Below are 17,495 nucleotides of genomic sequence, written 5' to 3' on the forward strand. Positions count from 1 at the left end.
TTGAAGGGGCAGCAGAGCAATGCAGCAACTCAATCCTTCCGAAATAAGTGAAATTATCAAGGGCCGCATCGACAAGCTCGATGTGACCTCCCAAGCCCGTAACGAAGGCACTGTCGTCAGCGTATCTGACGGCATCGTGCGGATTCACGGTCTGGCCGACGTCATGTACGGCGAGATGATCGAGTTTCCGGGCGGCGTCTACGGTATGGCCCTCAACCTGGAGCAAGACTCCGTAGGTGCCGTTGTACTGGGCGCATACACCAGTCTGGCTGAAGGCATGAGCGCCAAGTGCACCGGCCGCATCCTCGAAGTTCCGGTTGGTAAGGAACTGCTGGGTCGCGTAGTCGATGCACTGGGTAACCCTGTTGACGGCAAAGGTCCACTGGGCAACACCTTGACCGACGCGGTCGAGAAAGTTGCACCGGGCGTGATCTGGCGTAAGTCGGTAGACCAGCCTGTACAGACTGGCTACAAGGCTGTCGATGCCATGATCCCTGTCGGCCGTGGCCAGCGTGAGCTGATCATCGGTGACCGTCAGATCGGTAAAACCGCTCTGGCGATCGACGCGATCATCAACCAGAAAGACAGCGGCATTTTCTGCGTCTACGTAGCCATCGGTCAGAAGCAATCGACCATCGCCAACGTGGTTCGCAAGCTGGAAGAAAACGGCGCCCTGGCCAACACGATCATCGTGGCTGCCAGTGCTTCGGAATCTCCTGCGCTGCAATTCCTGGCACCGTACTCCGGTTGCACCATGGGTGAATTCTTCCGCGACCGCGGTGAAGACGCGCTGATCGTTTATGACGATCTGTCCAAGCAAGCAGTGGCTTACCGCCAGATTTCCCTGCTGCTGCGCCGTCCACCAGGCCGTGAAGCTTACCCAGGCGACGTGTTCTATCTCCACTCCCGTCTGCTGGAGCGCGCATCCCGCGTTTCGGAAGAATACGTAGAGAAGTTCACCAACGGCGCAGTGACCGGCAAAACCGGTTCCCTGACCGCACTGCCGATCATCGAAACCCAGGCTGGCGACGTTTCCGCGTTCGTTCCGACCAACGTGATTTCCATCACCGACGGTCAGATCTTCCTGGAATCGGCCATGTTCAACTCGGGCATCCGCCCTGCAGTGAACGCCGGTGTTTCGGTATCCCGTGTGGGTGGTGCCGCTCAGACCAAGATCATCAAGAAGCTGTCCGGTGGTATCCGTACCGCTCTGGCTCAGTACCGTGAACTGGCGGCATTCGCCCAGTTCGCTTCTGACCTGGACGAAGCGACCCGTAAGCAACTTGAGCATGGTCAGCGCGTTACCGAGCTGATGAAGCAGAAGCAATACGCACCAATGTCGATCGCTGACATGGCGCTGTCGCTGTATGCCGCTGAGCGTGGGTTCCTGACTGACATTGAAATCGCCAAGATCGGCAGCTTCGAACAAGCGCTGATTGCTTTCTTCAACCGCGATCACGCCGATTTGATGGCCAAGATCAACGTTAAAGGTGACTTCAATGACGAAATCGACGCTGGCATGAAAGCCGGTATCGAGAAGTTCAAGGCCACCCAAACCTGGTAAGCCGCAGCGGGAGCCGCAAGGCTCCCGCTTGCTAACCTGATAGGTGTTACATGGCAGGCGCAAAAGAGATTCGCAGTAAGATTGCGAGCATCAAAAGCACGCAAAAAATTACCAGCGCCATGGAAAAAGTGGCGGTGAGCAAAATGCGCAAGGCACAAATGCGCATGGCAGCCAGCCGTCCTTATGCGGAGCGTATCCGCCAGGTAATTGGGCATCTGGCCAACGCCAACCCGGAATACCGCCACCCGTTCATGATCGACCGTGAAGTAAAGCGCGTCGGTTATGTCGTGGTGAGCAGTGACCGTGGTTTGTGCGGCGGCTTGAACACCAACCTGTTCAAGGCCCTGGTCAAGGACATGGCGGTAAACCGCGAAAACGGCGTCGAGATTGATCTGTGTGTAGTCGGTAGCAAGGGTGCGGCCTTTTTCCGCAACTTCGGCGGTAACGTCGTTGCAGCTATCAGCCACCTGGGTGAAGAGCCGTCGATCAATGACTTGATCGGCAGCGTCAAGGTGATGCTGGATGCCTACCTGGAGGGCCGTATCGATCGCCTGTCCGTGGTATCCAACAAGTTCATCAACACCATGACACAACAGCCTACCGTGGAGCAGTTGATTCCACTGGTGGCAACCCCGGATCAAGAACTCAAGCACCACTGGGACTACCTCTACGAACCAGACGCCAAAGAGCTGCTTGACGGCTTGATGGTGCGCTACGTGGAGTCGCAGGTGTACCAGGCGGTGGTCGAGAACAACGCGGCTGAACAAGCTGCGCGGATGATCGCGATGAAGAACGCTACCGACAACGCCGGTGATTTGATCAGCGATTTGCAGCTGATCTACAACAAGGCGCGTCAGGCTGCGATCACCCAAGAGATCTCGGAAATCGTCGGCGGCGCTGCCGCGGTTTAACGGTTCAAATATTCAGAGGATCCAGCTATGAGTAGCGGACGTATCGTTCAAATCATCGGCGCCGTTATCGACGTGGAATTTCCACGCGACAGCGTACCGAGCATCTACAACGCGCTGAAAGTAGTCAGCGCGGCCGAAACCACTCTGGAAGTTCAGCAACAGCTGGGCGACGGCGTGGTTCGTACCATTGCGATGGGTTCCACCGAGGGCTTGAAGCGCGGTCTGGAAGTTACCGATTCCGGCGCAGCCATCTCCGTACCGGTCGGTAAAGCGACTCTGGGCCGGATCATGGACGTTCTGGGTAACCCGATCGACGAAGCTGGTCCAATCGACACCGAAGAGCGCTGGGGCATTCACCGCGCAGCACCTTCGTTCGCTGAGCAAGCAGGCGGCAACGACTTGCTGGAAACCGGCATCAAGGTTATCGACCTGGTTTGCCCGTTCGCCAAAGGCGGTAAAGTCGGTCTGTTCGGTGGTGCCGGTGTAGGCAAAACCGTAAACATGATGGAACTGATCCGTAACATCGCCATCGAGCACAGCGGTTATTCCGTGTTCGCCGGTGTGGGTGAGCGTACTCGTGAGGGTAACGACTTCTACCACGAGATGAAGGACTCCAACGTTCTGGACAAAGTGGCACTGGTTTACGGTCAGATGAACGAGCCGCCGGGAAACCGTCTGCGCGTAGCCCTGACCGGCCTGACCATGGCCGAGAAGTTCCGTGACGAAGGTAACGACGTTCTGCTGTTCGTCGACAACATCTACCGTTACACCCTGGCCGGTACTGAAGTATCCGCACTGCTGGGCCGTATGCCTTCGGCAGTAGGTTACCAGCCGACCCTGGCTGAAGAGATGGGCGTTCTGCAAGAACGTATCACTTCGACCAAAGAAGGTTCGATCACCTCGATCCAGGCGGTATACGTACCTGCGGACGACTTGACCGACCCGTCGCCAGCGACCACCTTCGCCCACTTGGACGCCACCGTCGTTCTGTCCCGTGACATCGCTTCCCTGGGTATCTACCCAGCGGTAGATCCACTGGATTCGACTTCGCGCCAGCTGGATCCGAACGTAATCGGTCAGGACCACTACGACACCGCTCGCGGCGTTCAGTACGTTCTGCAACGTTACAAAGAGCTGAAAGACATCATCGCGATCCTGGGTATGGACGAGCTGTCGGAAGCCGACAAACAGTTGGTTAACCGTGCTCGTAAGATCCAGCGCTTCTTGTCGCAGCCGTTCTTCGTGGCTGAAGTCTTCACCGGTGCTTCGGGTAAATACGTTTCCCTGAAAGACACCATTGCTGGCTTCAAAGGCATCCTCAACGGTGACTACGACCACCTGCCAGAACAAGCGTTCTACATGGTTGGCGGCATCGAAGAAGCGATCGAGAAAGCCAAGAAACTGTAATCCCGGCGCCCGGCAACGGGCGCTAATTTAGGTTGAGGCAATCAGATGGCTATGACAGTCCATTGCGATATCGTCAGCGCGGAAGGGGAAATCTTTTCCGGCCTGGTCGAGATGGTGATTGCGCACGGTGCACTGGGTGATCTTGGTATCGCTCTGGGTCACGCGCCGCTGATCACTAATCTGAAGCCAGGTCCGATCCGCCTGATCAAGCAAGGCGGGGAAGCCGAGGTGTTCTACATCTCCGGTGGTTTCCTCGAGGTTCAGCCGAACATGGTCAAGGTGCTTGCCGATACCGTGCAACGTGCCGCCGACCTGGATGAAGCTCAAGCCCAGGCAGCTCTCAAGGCTGCCGAAGCTGCTCTGCACGAGAAGAGCGCAGATTTCGACTACGGAGCTGCGTCCGCACGTCTGGCCGAGGCTGCAGCTCAGCTGCGCACCGTCCAGCAGATCCGCAAGAAGTTTGGCGGTTAATCCGTCAGCCACTTGTTGTGCGATTGATAAAAAAGGGTAGCCTCGGCTACCCTTTTTTCTTTTCCGATTTTTACAACCCGGTCGCAGTTGCTGACCACCCAGGATTGGTAGCCAGTCATGTCTCTCGAAATCGTTATCCTCGCGGCCGGTCAAGGCACCCGTATGCGTTCGGCGTTGCCGAAAGTGCTGCACCCGGTAGCCGGCAATTCCATGCTTGGGCATGTTATCCACAGCGCACGGCAGCTCGACCCACAGCGCATTCATGTGGTGATCGGCCACGGTGCCGATGTGGTGCGTGAGCGTCTGGCGGCTGACGATTTGAATTTCGTGCTGCAGGACAAGCAATTGGGCACTGGTCATGCAACGGCTCAGGCTGTGCCGTTCATCAGCGCCGACACCGTGTTGATCCTCTACGGTGACGTGCCATTGATCGAGGTCGAAACCCTGCAGCGCCTGCTTAAACATGTCGTACCGGGGCAGATGGGCCTGTTGACCGTCGAGCTGGAAGATCCGACCGGTTACGGCCGCATCGTGCGTGATGCTGACGGCAAGGTCGCAGCCATCGTTGAGCACAAAGATGCCAGCGAAGCCCAGCGCGCAATCACCGAAGGCAATACCGGTATTCTCGCCGTCCCGGCCAATCGCCTGGCCGACTGGATGAGCCGCCTGTCGAACAACAATGCCCAGGGCGAGTACTACTTGACCGACGTGATCGAAATGGCGGTCAGCGATGGTCTGGTGGTGGCCACTGAACAACCGCACGACCCGATGGAAGTGCAGGGCGCCAATGATCGTAAGCAACTGGCGGAACTGGAGCGGCATTACCAGCTGCGCGCCGGCCGCCGGCTGATGGCGCAAGGCGTGACCCTGCGTGACCCGGCGCGTTTCGATGTGCGTGGCGAAGTCACCGTCGGTCGCGATGTGCTGATCGACATCAACGTGATTATCGAAGGTAATGTTGTCATTGAGGACGACGTGGTGATCGGCCCGAACTGCGTGATCAAGGACAGCACCCTGCGCAAAGGCGTGGTGATCAAAGCCAACAGCCACATCGAAGGTGCGGTGCTGGGTGAAGGCAGCGATGCCGGTCCGTTCGCCCGTCTGCGTCCGGGCACGGTGCTCGAAGCACGCGCGCATGTGGGTAACTTTGTCGAACTGAAAAACGCGCGCATGGGTGAGGGCGCCAAGGCCGGGCATCTGACCTATCTGGGCGACGCGGAAATCGGCGCCCGCACCAACATTGGCGCGGGCACCATTACCTGCAACTACGATGGCGCCAACAAGTGGAAAACCGTGTTGGGCGAGGACGTGTTCATCGGCTCCAACAACTCGTTGGTCGCACCTGTGGATATCTCGTCCGGGGCAACTACCGCGGCTGGTTCGACCATCACCCAGAATGTGGATAACGCGCAGTTGGCAGTTGGTCGGGCGCGGCAGAGAAATATCGATGGCTGGAAGCGGCCAGAGAAGATCAAAAAGAGCTGAGTTATCCACAGTAGCTTTACGATCAAAAGATCGCAGCCTTCGGCAGCTCCTACAGGGGGTGCCGGGTCTGCGATTTTTTTATGGCCTGAGCTTGACGATCGACGGGCAATGGGTTTTGATTGCTTCCGTTATCTTTCGAATCGAAACTTATACCATCATGTCGAAACGCAATACACCCCAGCGCCGGCACAACATCCTCGCCTTGCTCAATGAGCAGGGCGAAGTCAGTGTGGATGAACTGGCCAAGCGCTTCGAAACTTCTGAAGTTACGATTCGCAAGGATCTGGCCGCACTGGAAAGCCATGGTCTGTTGCTGCGCCGTTACGGCGGGGCGATCACCATGCCGCAGGAATTGGTCGCTGAACCGGGCCAAAGCGTTTCAAAGTACAAACAGGCGATTGCCCGCGCCGCCGTCAAACGCATCCGCGAGCACGCCCGCATCATCATCGACAGTGGCAGCACCACTGCGGCGATGATTCCCGAGCTTGGCCAGCAGCCGGGTCTGGTGGTGATGACCAACTCCCTGCACGTGGCCAACGCCTTGAGCGAACTCGAACACGAACCGGTGCTGCTGATGACCGGCGGCACCTGGGATCCGCATTCGGAGTCCTTCCAGGGCCAGGTGGCCGAGCAGGTACTACGCTCTTACGACTTCGACCAGTTGTTTATCGGCGCCGATGGCATCGATCTGGTGCGCGGTACCACCACGTTCAACGAGTTGCTTGGCCTGAGCCGGGTGATGGCGGACGTGGCGCGTGAAGTCATCGTGATGGTCGAGGCCGACAAGATCGGTCGCAAGATTCCCAACCTGGAGCTGCCGTGGAGCAGCGTCCATACCCTCATTACCGATGATCGCCTGCCTGAAGATGCGCGCGATCAGATTCAGGCCCGCGGTATCAGCGTGATTTGCGCGGCTGTCAGTCAGGAGAAATAAGCATGTGTGGAATTGTCGGCGCAGTTGCTGAACGTAATATCACCGCCATCCTGCTTGAAGGCCTCAAGCGCCTTGAATACCGCGGCTATGACAGCGCCGGTGTGGCAGTTTTCACCAACGATGAAAAGCTCGAGCGCATGCGCCGTCCGGGCAAGGTCAGCGAGCTGGAAGCGGCGCTGGCCGCGCAGCCGCTGGTCGGTCGTCTCGGTATCGCCCACACCCGTTGGGCGACCCACGGTGCACCGTGCGAGCGTAACGCGCACCCGCATTTCTCCGGTGATATCGCGGTGGTGCACAACGGCATCATCGAGAACCACGAAGCCCTGCGTGAGCAACTGAAAGCGCTGGGTTACGTGTTTACTTCGGACACCGACACCGAAGTCATCGCGCACCTGCTGAGCCACAAACTCAAGGATCAGCCTGACCTGACCGTCGCGCTCAAAGCCACCGTCAAGGAGCTGCACGGCGCCTACGGTCTGGCCGTGATCAACGCACAACAGCCGGATCGTCTGGTTACCGCACGCAGTGGCAGCCCGTTGGTGATCGGTCTGGGCCTGGGCGAGAACTTCCTCGCGTCCGACCAATTGGCCCTGCGCCAGGTCACTGACCGCTTCATGTACCTGGAAGAAGGCGATATCGCCGAAATTCGCCGCGATGACGTGCAGATCTGGGACGTCAACGGCAACGCCGTCGAGCGCCAGACCGTGCAGTACAGCGATGGTGCCGAAGCCGCTGACAAGGGCGAGTTCCGCCACTACATGCTCAAGGAAATCCACGAACAGCCGGTCGTGGTGCAACGTACCCTAGAAGGTCGCCTGAGCAACAATCAGGTACTGGTGCAGGCCTTCGGTCCACAGGCTGCCGAACTGTTCGCCAAAGTGCGCAACGTGCAGATCGTCGCCTGCGGTACCAGCTACCACGCCGGTATGGTCGCGCGTTACTGGCTCGAAGAACTCGCCGGTATTCCGTGTCAGGTCGAAGTCGCCAGCGAATTCCGTTACCGCAAGGTGGTGGTGCAGCCGGACACCCTGTTCGTCACCATCTCGCAGTCCGGCGAAACCGCCGACACCCTGGCCGCGCTGCGCAACGCCAAAGAGCTGGGCTTCCTCGCCAGCCTGGCGATCTGCAACGTCGGCATCAGCTCGCTGGTGCGTGAGTCCGACCTGACGCTGTTGACCCAGGCCGGTCGCGAAATCGGCGTAGCCTCGACCAAGGCGTTCACCACGCAACTGGTCGGCCTGTTGCTGCTGACCCTGTCGCTGGGTCAGGTACGCGGCACGCTCGGCAAAGGCGTTGAAGCCACGCTGGTGGAAGAGTTGCGTCGCCTGCCGACCCGTCTCGGCGAAGCGCTGGCGATGGACAGCACCGTGGAAAAAATCGCCGAACTGTTCGCCGAGAAGAATCACACCCTGTTCCTCGGCCGTGGCGCGCAGTTCCCGGTCGCCATGGAGGGCGCCTTGAAACTCAAGGAAATCTCCTACATCCACGCCGAAGCCTATCCGGCTGGGGAACTGAAGCACGGCCCTCTGGCGCTTGTGGATAACGACATGCCGGTGGTCACCGTGGCGCCGAACAACGAACTGCTGGAGAAGCTCAAGTCCAACCTGCAGGAAGTCCGTGCCCGTGGTGGTGAACTGATCGTATTCGCTGACGAGAAAGCCGGGATGACCAACGGCGAAGGCACCCACGTGGTGCAGATGCCGCACATCCACGACATCCTTTCGCCGATCTTGTACACCGTCCCGCTCCAGCTGCTGTCGTACTACGTCGCCGTGCTCAAGGGCACCGACGTCGACCAGCCGCGCAACCTGGCGAAGTCGGTGACGGTGGAATAAGTTATCCACAGCTGTCATTGACCTGGTTTTAGACAATAAAAACTGTCGCTGAACAATAAAGACTGTCGCAGAGGAGGATTTCCTCCTCTGCCGATCTTGAACGCTAGGTCTCTCGTAGCGCAGCTGCATATTCTATGGTCTTGCGAATCCAACCTGGCACTGGATTCAGGGTTGGGCCTCGGTGCATGCTGGTCGGAGCTTAATGCTGGCAGCCGCTAATCATCGGCATTAGACGTTGCCAGAGCTAGCCGCTAACATTATGCGACATCAATACAAATGAGGCGCCTATGATTGGCCGATCCATTCACGAATGTGTTGATCTTGTTTTGCTTGGAGATGCAGCCAATACAATTCTGGAGAGTACCAAGGAACGTCTAGCTCGCGCTGGCGGAGATCTCAAAATCGAGGAAGCCGCCAGCAAATGCCTTGAAAGCCTTGATCTTGCGAGCTCAGCCGGAGACTGTTCGCTGGATGATGTCAGGACTGTCAAGCGGGAGCTCAAGATTGCAGTGCGCGATCGGCGCTTCGAGCTGAATCCTTTCGACTAATGTGCAGTCATTGTCGTTTGCTTTACTTGTTCCTTAGCTTAAGAAGCACGACAGGCGATCAATCAGCCTTCCCTGGCCTTCATGCCCATCCCGCTGACGCCCAGCGCGCCCACCATTCGACCACTTTGCTGCAGACCTCTCTCACTGGCCTCATGCTCCTCCGGCTAAGAAAGGCTCCGCATCCGTATACACCCTGGAGGCTATGCACTTTTTCCACCAAGTCTGCTTTTGTGGTTGACCTTTCTGTGCTTTTTAGCTAAGTTTTCGATACGGCTTTATTCGTGGCCGGCGAAAGCAAGTTACGGATTCTCTTTTTCACTAATTTTAAATAGTGAGAGGTGGATCTTTGCATTCGCGAAACTGCCTCTTACTCTGGAGGCAATTATGTCAGAAATCTTACCTTCTCCTCTCCCTGTTCCCGAATTTCGCAAGAAGAAGGGACGTGCACTTGCACGCCTTGATCGCGAGCAAAAAATGCTGGAGTCCGGTCCGCTTGGCGCCGAGCGCTTACTTCTCAATATTGCAGTGGACTATATGGAACGTCACCCAAATATGTCTTGGGACCAGGCTCTCTTCGCGGCTCGAGCTTATCTTGATCGAGCACATGATTAAGCAAGGACAGCCATGATGAAGAAAATGACAGCTATCTCACATAACAATGTAACGTATGAAATCAGGTTCGGAAGCTGGTTTCAGCACCTTCACGGAAAGGCCTCGGAAGCACTTCGTGAGGTACATACAGATGACATTATACTTCCTACTGAAAAAACAGTAGCGATCTACAAGGCAGAAAAGAGGGCTGAGTACAATGCCCAACCACGCAGTCCTCGTTCATCAGCGAAACAATACCTCAACGACTGCTCGCTGAGTGATTTTGGGCTAAACTGGGATAAATTAATTGAGTTGCTCAAGAAAAGAATAAATGACGCCTGTATACCCTTACTTTTGAAGTATCAGCACTCTGATAACGAAAGCTATGAGTTAGCTAAAGCGGCGTCCAACGGGCATATCAGCGCCATGTACCGGATCGGAGCCTCGCTTGGGGGGGGGCGGAGTGATGATTGTCTACTCTGGTTATCGATGGCTCATAACAGAGGTCATCTCGGGGCGTGCTACGAAATGGCAATGCACCTTGCAGCCAAGGAAAATCACATCGACTCTCTACGTTGCTTGATAATATCTGCCGATGGAGGTTCCGATATTGCCTATATGTCTATCTTTCAGATAACCAATCTGAAAAATATGTTAAAAATCCAAGCTGAACCACTTGAAAGCATGTTAAATGAGCTCGCAGAGGCAACACATGCATCAAGCGCTAATTACTTTAAAGGCATACTAAAACTTTTTTCAAATAACCCCGCCGCCGGAATGGCCATTTTAAAAAACTTCCTGAAGGAGCCGAAGAAAAAGCCTTCTGAAAATGATACTGGTGAAGTTTATTACAATCAGGTCAATATTGTTAGTAGCTTCATTGAGGGTGTATTGGCGGACATCCAATCAGGAGTACCTCCACTGATATCCATCTCGACTCGTGGCGAACAGGCTGGTTTCTGCAGCTTCTCGGATTACACTGAGTTTTTCGAAATAGTTCAAAACTTACAGAAAGCCGAGTAAACGGCTATCGATTAACGCAGAAAGACGACAGAGCAGCGACCAAGTAACCAAAAACAGGCGAAGAATCTCAGATTAGTCAATCTAAGTGAGTGTTCCGAGCCTGTCTTCATCAATCACGATTCAATTGCTCGGAAGCTAAATCTCACAGCGTTTCTCGCAACTCGTTATTTCTCACGGTGCAAGGTATGGGCATCCGATGATGGTGGCGAAAACCGCCTATGCCGCAAAAAATTGGACAATGCAGCACGAGACACATTCAAGGATTTCTCGGGCTGGTTTACAGGGAAGGGAGCGACGGTGCTGCCAGGTTGGCCTAATATATTTGCGACACGATGTGGAACGTGCTTTTCTAAATAGATGCATGTCCTGAGCGTCAGACTGCATAGGGTTGGCAGGTTCTTGTTGCTGGTGCGACTTTGATCCAGTCGTAAAGAGGCCAGAGAGTAAGTGTAGCCGTCAGCTATCCGCGGAGCAGCAGCTCTGATTGGCTGGGGCAGTTTTAATTCTCTAGCGCTTGAGTCCGTATCAGCATCTGGGCCTTCTGCGACAGTTTTGCGATTTCTTCGCAGCCAGCTGGAAGCCCCGAAATCCGCCTCATACTGCGACAGCTTTAATTCTCAAAATCCAGACCCGCAAAAATCGCAGCCTCGGCTGCGATTTTTGTATCTGAATCGAGGACCTCCATGGACCGCTTCCAGGAAATGCAGATCTTCGCCACCGTGGCCCAGGAGCAGGGCTTCTCGGCAGCGGCGCGGCGTCTTGGCTTGTCCGCGGCCAGTGTCACCCGCGCCGTGGCGGCGCTAGAGCAGCGCATTGGTACACAGTTGCTGATTCGCACGACACGCACTGTGCACCTCAGCGAGGCCGGTCAGCGTTATCTGGAAGATTGTCGGAGAATTCTCGCCGAGGTGCAGGAAGCCGAGGATTCGGCGGCCGGCAGTCACGCCCAGCCGCGTGGGCAATTGACGGTGACCGCGCCGGTGTTGTTCGGTGAGTTGTTTGTCACGCCCCTGATGACCAGTTATCTGACGCAGTATCCAGATGTTTCGATCAATGCGCTGTTGGTCGATCGGGTGGTGAGCATGGTCGAGGAGGGCATCGATGTCGCGGTGCGCATCGGTGAGTTGCCGGACAGCAATCAGCACGCGATCCGTGTCGGCGAGGTGCGGCGGGTGATCTGTGGTTCGCCGGACTATCTGGCTCGACACGGCCGTCCCGCGCATCCGCAGGCACTGGCCGGTGCGCCGGTGGTGACGACGTCGGCCATCGGCCAGTTGCGCAACTGGCCGTTTGTGGATCAGGGCGAAGCGCTCAGCGTGCGACCCGAGCCTCGGCTGGTGGTCACCGCCAACCAGGCGGCGATTGCTGCGGCCTGCCTGGGGTTGGGGCTGACCCGGGTGTTGTCCTATCAGGTCGCCGGCAAGGTGGCTTCCGGTGAACTGGAAATTGTCCTCGCCGATTTCGAACTGCCGCCGCTGCCGATTCATGTTGTGTATCAGGGCGGGCGCAAGGCACCGGCGCGGGTGCGCAGTTTTGTCGACCACGCGGTGAAGGTGCTGCGAGAACATCCGGCGCTGCAGAACGCGGCGTTATTTCATCCAGTGAAATAATTGATTGCGATTGCTGGTGATTCTGTTGATTTGAAGATGGGTGGAAGATGGCCTCCATCGGCGCTGCCATCCCGAACGGCGCCCTCTCCAGCGGAGTCGACCATGCAAGCGATCAAACTCTACAACTTCCCGCGTTCCGGCCACGCCCATCGGGTGGAACTGATGTTGTCCCTGCTGCAATTGCCGACCGAATTGATCCTGGTCGATCTGGCCAAGGGTGAGCACAAGCAGGCGCCGTATCTGGCGATCAACAGTTTCGGCCAGGTGCCGGCGATCGACGATGACGGTGTGGTGCTGGCCGACTCCAACGCGATTCTGGTGTATCTGGCGCTCAAATACGGCAACGGCCGCTGGCTGCCGACCGATCCGGTCGGCGCGGCGCAGGTGCAGCGCTGGTTGTCGGCCGCTGCAGGGCCGATTGCTTTCGGACCTGCTGCTGCACGATTGGTGACGGTGTTTGGCGCACAGTTGAATGCTGAAGAAGCGATTACCCGTGCGCACAACCTGCTCAAAGTGATGGAGGTGGAACTGGGCAAGACCCCGTATCTGGCCGGCAGCGAGCCGACCATCGCCGACGTGTCCGCCTACAGCTACATCGCCCATGCGCCGGAAGGCAACGTGTCGCTGGACGACTACACCAACGTGCGTGCCTGGCTGGCGCGTGTCGAAGCCTTGCCCGGTTTTGTCGGCATGCCGCGCACGGTCGCCGGTCTGCAAAAGACTGCCTAAGGGGGCGGCCCGATCTGATCGAGTTAACCACAATGCGCCGGCGGCGCGGGGAGATGCGTGATGGAACGTTCACCGTGGCACGCTGGCGAGCAACAACTGCAGGCCCATGTCGGCGTTGCCGAGCGCATGGAGGCCTTCGGTCGAAAAGTGATTCGCGACTGGATGCCAGATCAGCACCGCGCCTTTTATGAGCAGTTACCGTTCATGCTGTACGGCGCGGTCGATGCTGACGGGCGCCCATGGGCCAGCGTGATCGAAGGCGCGCCGGGGTTTGCGCATTCGCCTGATCCCGAGCATCTGCATTTCGCCAGCCAACCCGCTGCCGATGATCCGGCGCAATTGCGCAATGGCGAGCCGATCGGGTTGCTCGGCATTGAGTTGCATACCCGCCGCCGCAATCGCCTCAACGGTCATGTCGACAATCTGACCGTGCAGGGTTTCGAGGTGAGCGTGGATCAGGCTTTCGGCAACTGTCCGCAATACATTCAACTGCGCCAGTTCCAGCGCGTGCCGCTGAGCGATCCGCAGACGCGGCCAGCGCAGCACGACGACGGTCTTGATGACGCAGCCAGAGCCATGATCGAAGGCGCCGATACCTTCTTTGTCGCCAGTTACGTCGATGTGGACGGACAACGTGCGGTGGATGTTTCCCATCGTGGCGGGCAGGCCGGGTTTGTCCGGGTTGAAGGTAATCGTCTGACCATCCCGGATTTTGCCGGCAACCTGCACTTCAACACGCTCGGCAACCTGCTGCTCAATCCCAAGGCCGGCCTGCTGTTCATCGACTTTTCCACAGGCGATGTGCTGCAACTGAGCGGGCGGACCGAAATCATCCTCGACGGGCCGCAGATCGAAGCGTTCCAAGGCGCCGAGCGCCTCTGGACATTCGAGGTAGAGAGACTGGTGCGGCGCCCGGCGGCACTGGCCCTGCGCTGGCGCTTCGACGGCATGTCGCCCACCAGTCTGCTGACCGGCACCTGGGCCCAGGCCGATGCACGCTTGCAGGCCAAAGCGCTGGGTGACCGCTGGCGGCCGCTGCGGGTGACCCGCATCGAAAGGGAGAGCCAGCACATCCGCTCGATCTATCTGCAACCGGACGATGGCGCAGGGATGCCGGTGTTTCAGGCTGGCCAGCATCTGCCGTTGCGCTTCACTCTGGATGGTGAAACGCATATTCGCACTTATAGCCTGTCGAGTGCGCCATCGGATGATTTCCTGCGCATCAGTGTGAAACGCGAGGGCCTGGTTTCAGGCCATTTGCACCAGCAGATCCGGGTCGGCGATGTTCTTGAGGCACGGGCGCCACAGGGGCACTTCACGGTGGCACCGCTGGAACACCGGCCGCTGGTGCTGCTGGCGGCGGGGGTTGGCATCACGCCGTTGCTGTCGATGCTGCGCGAGGTGGTGTATCAAGGCCTGCGCACCCGCAGGATCCGGCCGACGTGGTTGCTGCAGAGTTCTCGCAGCCTGGCCGATCAGCCGTTTCGCGAGGAACTCGATCGCTTGCTGGAAAGTGCTGGCGACGCGGTACGGGTGATTCGCCTGCTCAGCCAGCCGGAAGCCGATGTGCACGAGGGCGAAGATTTCGACCGCCATGGGCGCATTGATGGGGCACTGCTGCGCGATTTGCTGGAGGTCGAGGATTACGACCAGATCGATTTTGCCGTCTGTGGCCCCGGCGCTTTTACCCAAAGTGTCTACGACAGTCTGCGCGAGCTGGACATTCGCGACGCGCGGATCCATGCCGAGACCTTCGGCCCGTCGACGCTCAAGCGCCAGCCGGACCCGGATGCGGCGGTCATCGAGCAACCACCGGCCGCCATCACGTCAGTGCCGGTGATGTTCGAGCGTTCTGCCAAAGAGGCGCGCTGGCAGCCGGACGGCGGCAGTCTGCTGGAGCTCGCAGAAAGCCGTGGCCTGCGCCCCGAGTTCAGTTGCCGGGGAGGTTCGTGCGGCACCTGCAAGACACGTCTGGTCAGTGGCGCGGTGAATTATCCACAGCCCCCGGCAGACCTGCCGGAAGCGGGGCAGGTGCTGATTTGTTGCGCGGTGCCGGCGCAGAGTGAGCAGTTGTTGGTGCTGGATCTTTAAGCTTCGTGATGTAACGGGTTCACCAATGGGGCGATGAACTGATTGACGTAGGTGTGCGTAACCTTGTGGTTTCGGGCTTTGAGGTGGTTGTACGTACGGGTTCACTCGTGTCCTCAAAACTCTCGACATCTCGCGCCATTGCTGTCCTGACATTTCTTGCGCTGTGTTCGACCAATTGCAAACTCGCCTCGCGCCAGCCGATCCAACTCCATTCGCCGACATTGCGAGTTGCCGGGAATTTTCCGCTGCGTTCGAATTTGTCGATCAGGTCAGCCAGGCTTTGAGGATTATTCAAATCAAAGTAGGCCATGAAATCGCGCCCGATTTCACGGAACACTGCAATATCACTCCCCATGACCGGCAGCCCGCGTTTCATTGCCTCTACAAGTGGCAGACCGAAACCTTCCACGAAAGAAGGAAACACCAGGGAGCTGGCATGCGCGTAGGCATATTCAAGGCTGGTGTCACTCAGGTTGTTGAACATGAACAGACGCTGATTCAACTCTGGATGATTGCGTATTCGATTGGATAGTTCGTCAGACTTCCAGCCTACATGTCCTGCGATGCACAGTTTTGCATTCGAGCCACTTGCCCATGCGCGGTCGAAAGCATCCAACAAGTAAGCATGATTCTTGCGCGGCTCGATGGTACTGACCATCAGAAACACAGGCTCAGGGGAGTTAAAAATTCGTTGCAGGCAAGGGTCAACGCTTACGTTCTCGCTGTGCAGATCCAGCTCCGCCCCCAGGTAAAAGTAATCGAACCAACGTTTTTCGGTTTGTACTTTCCCGATCCGGCGTTGCACTTCTGAACGTACTTCGTCACGCACGGTGGCAGAAATCGCGATATAGCCATCAGCGGTGCGGACGATCCAGTCGAACCACTCACTGAACACCTGCGCTGGGCGCGCCTCGTAGAAGTGCGGATGAGTCACAGGAATCAGATCGTAGATCACCGCGATTACACCGACACCCTCATGTTTGAGTTGTTCGACGTGAGGAAAAATATCTGAATGCCAAGATGAGTCGAGCAACACCAACTGATCGCCTGGCTGATGGCGCAGCGGTGCACAACGTTTCAGCAGTTGGAAGCGGCTTACTTTTCTGAAAACCCGCAAGGAAACGCCGAATGTGCCGAAGGCGGTCAAACGATAAGAAAAATAAATCAGTTTTTTCGCCAATTGCGAGGTGCACTTGGCGCCGAGTCGTTGCTGCCATTGCCAGAAACGATGCGACAGGCGCTCCAGCCGATCACCGAATGCAGCGAGAGAATTCAACACCGGTGTGGTGAAGGGGGCAAGATGAAGAACCTGGTAAAGTTTGCCGTTGAGCAGCACTACCGGAATGCACTCGAAGCCTTGGGCATTCGGAGGCAACTGATTGATGACGTTTCGCACCACCCGTTGAATCCCCGAATTGAGTTTCGGGTGGTTGAATACATGGGTACATTCCACCATTAATCGGGTCATAGAGCGCGCTCCGTATTCGCCAATTCGGCGCTGCGGGTAATCGATGTCTTGGCACTCAGCCACGAGCAACCGACGAAGTCTTCGATACCGGTGATGCCTACTGCGTCACCGGGAGCGATATTGAAGGTGATGTCTTGCAGCGCCCAATGTTGGTAGTGACGCCGCGAAGCATACGGGACCAACCATTCGCCCAGATGGCTCCAGCGCGAGGGGTATTGCTTGTAGACCTTGCCCAGGCCTGTCACACGCACATGCCCCATCAGACGCCCTCCACCATGTCGCTCGCATTCACAACAGGTGCGGGCGGGAGTTGCACGAGGGTTTTTCGTAAGTCAGCGATGAGAGGCTTGTAGGCCTGAACGACGGATACGCCGGGGAACGTGAATTTGAAAACGGCTACTGGTGGAATCGCGCCAATGGCGACGGTTGCGCCTCTGTCTTGTGGCTGCGGCAGGGCAAGACTGTCCGGTGTCATGCGGTGGTATGTAGAAGCCGCGTTCAGCAGCTCCCAATCCGCGTCAACTCCCAGCGGGGGTGTCCGGATATGTTGTCCCGCGGATCCATGAAAATCCGTGACGAACAGACGATTTTTCAAACAGCGACCCCTTGGTCTTTTACTTTCGCCACTTCCTGCAGGCTTTAAGGGAAGGTCTGTCGGATCGTAGGAAAAAATCGACAAGACGACAGGCGAAATAGTTGTTGTAGTTGTTTGTTACCAATCTGTGCCAATTACAAAGTAATTTCAACACTCCAAACCGTGACCGGTCAGTTCTCATCAGCGTAGACACATTTATTCTGTTCCGGAGGTTCACGAACGTTCGTCGGATG

General features: G+C 57.2%; 15 protein-coding genes and 1 pseudogene. 13 read left to right on the top strand and 3 right to left on the bottom strand.

Annotation, left to right across the window (positions count from 1 at the left end):
- Positions 1-19: 19 nt before the first annotated feature.
- From atpA to CRO59_RS26070, 13 genes are all read left to right on the top strand, one after another.
- Positions 20-1,564 (top strand): F0F1 ATP synthase subunit alpha, encoded by a 1,545-nt coding sequence (gene atpA, locus CRO59_RS26010; protein ID WP_047596971.1) that lies wholly within the window; start codon positions 20-22, stop codon positions 1,562-1,564.
- A 50-nt stretch (positions 1,565-1,614) separates the two neighbouring features.
- Positions 1,615-2,475 (top strand): F0F1 ATP synthase subunit gamma, encoded by an 861-nt coding sequence (atpG, locus tag CRO59_RS26015; RefSeq protein WP_010565870.1) that lies wholly within the window; start codon positions 1,615-1,617, stop codon positions 2,473-2,475.
- Between the two features lie 27 nt (positions 2,476-2,502).
- A complete protein-coding gene (gene atpD, locus CRO59_RS26020; RefSeq protein ID WP_027610292.1) occupies positions 2,503-3,882 on the top strand; it encodes a F0F1 ATP synthase subunit beta in 1,380 nt (459 codons plus the stop codon).
- 45 nt (positions 3,883-3,927) lie between these two features.
- Entirely contained in the window at positions 3,928-4,353 is a 426-nt protein-coding gene (locus CRO59_RS26025) for a F0F1 ATP synthase subunit epsilon (protein ID WP_007954164.1), read from the top strand.
- Between the two features lie 117 nt (positions 4,354-4,470).
- A complete protein-coding gene (glmU, locus tag CRO59_RS26030) occupies positions 4,471-5,838 on the top strand; it encodes a bifunctional UDP-N-acetylglucosamine diphosphorylase/glucosamine-1-phosphate N-acetyltransferase GlmU (RefSeq protein WP_097090234.1) in 1,368 nt (455 codons plus the stop codon).
- Between the two features lie 154 nt (positions 5,839-5,992).
- Positions 5,993-6,772: a DeoR/GlpR family DNA-binding transcription regulator gene (locus CRO59_RS26035; RefSeq protein WP_177325597.1), complete on the top strand. Its 780-nt coding sequence runs from the start codon at positions 5,993-5,995 to the stop codon at positions 6,770-6,772.
- 2 nt (positions 6,773-6,774) lie between these two features.
- On the top strand, positions 6,775-8,607 hold the full coding sequence (gene glmS / locus CRO59_RS26040; protein WP_097090235.1) for a glutamine--fructose-6-phosphate transaminase (isomerizing): 1,833 nt from the start codon (positions 6,775-6,777) through the stop codon (positions 8,605-8,607).
- Positions 8,608-8,894: 287 nt separating this feature from the next.
- A complete protein-coding gene (locus tag CRO59_RS26045) occupies positions 8,895-9,155 on the top strand; it encodes a hypothetical protein (RefSeq protein WP_027610296.1) in 261 nt (86 codons plus the stop codon).
- A gap of 384 nt (positions 9,156-9,539) precedes the next feature.
- Positions 9,540-9,767 carry a hypothetical protein gene (locus CRO59_RS26050; RefSeq protein WP_081730173.1) on the top strand — a complete coding sequence of 76 codons (228 nt, stop codon included), beginning with the start codon at positions 9,540-9,542 and terminating at the stop codon, positions 9,765-9,767.
- 12 nt (positions 9,768-9,779) lie between these two features.
- Complete coding sequence (locus CRO59_RS26055) at positions 9,780-10,769, top strand: hypothetical protein (RefSeq protein WP_097090236.1); 990 nt, start codon at positions 9,780-9,782, stop codon at positions 10,767-10,769.
- A 683-nt stretch (positions 10,770-11,452) separates the two neighbouring features.
- Positions 11,453-12,379: a LysR family transcriptional regulator gene (locus CRO59_RS26060; RefSeq protein WP_097090237.1), complete on the top strand. Its 927-nt coding sequence runs from the start codon at positions 11,453-11,455 to the stop codon at positions 12,377-12,379.
- Between the two features lie 102 nt (positions 12,380-12,481).
- Entirely contained in the window at positions 12,482-13,108 is a 627-nt protein-coding gene (locus tag CRO59_RS26065; protein WP_097090238.1) for a glutathione S-transferase family protein, read from the top strand.
- A 60-nt stretch (positions 13,109-13,168) separates the two neighbouring features.
- Positions 13,169-15,199, top strand: a complete 2,031-nt coding sequence (locus CRO59_RS26070; RefSeq protein ID WP_027610300.1) for a pyridoxamine 5'-phosphate oxidase family protein — start codon at positions 13,169-13,171, stop codon at positions 15,197-15,199.
- A 19-nt stretch (positions 15,200-15,218) separates the two neighbouring features.
- Here CRO59_RS26070 and CRO59_RS26075 read toward each other — a convergent pair whose 3' ends face one another.
- The 3 genes and pseudogenes from CRO59_RS26075 to CRO59_RS26085 form a co-directional block, all read right to left on the bottom strand.
- Entirely contained in the window at positions 15,219-16,667 is a 1,449-nt protein-coding gene (locus CRO59_RS26075) for a glycosyltransferase family 1 protein (RefSeq protein ID WP_097090239.1), read from the bottom strand.
- A gap of 83 nt (positions 16,668-16,750) precedes the next feature.
- Positions 16,751-16,927 (bottom strand): annotated as a pseudogene (locus CRO59_RS26080) (ABC transporter ATP-binding protein); the annotation flags it as partial.
- Positions 16,927-17,262, bottom strand: a complete 336-nt coding sequence (locus CRO59_RS26085; RefSeq protein ID WP_097090240.1) for a hypothetical protein — start codon at positions 17,260-17,262, stop codon at positions 16,927-16,929. The gene CRO59_RS26085 and the pseudogene CRO59_RS26080, both read right to left, overlap by 1 nt.
- Between the last annotated feature and the right edge of the window lie 233 nt (positions 17,263-17,495).

The organism is Pseudomonas sp. LAMO17WK12:I5 (genome assembly GCF_900215165.1).
Taxonomy (GTDB): Bacteria; Pseudomonadota; Gammaproteobacteria; order Pseudomonadales; family Pseudomonadaceae; genus Aquipseudomonas; species Aquipseudomonas putida_A.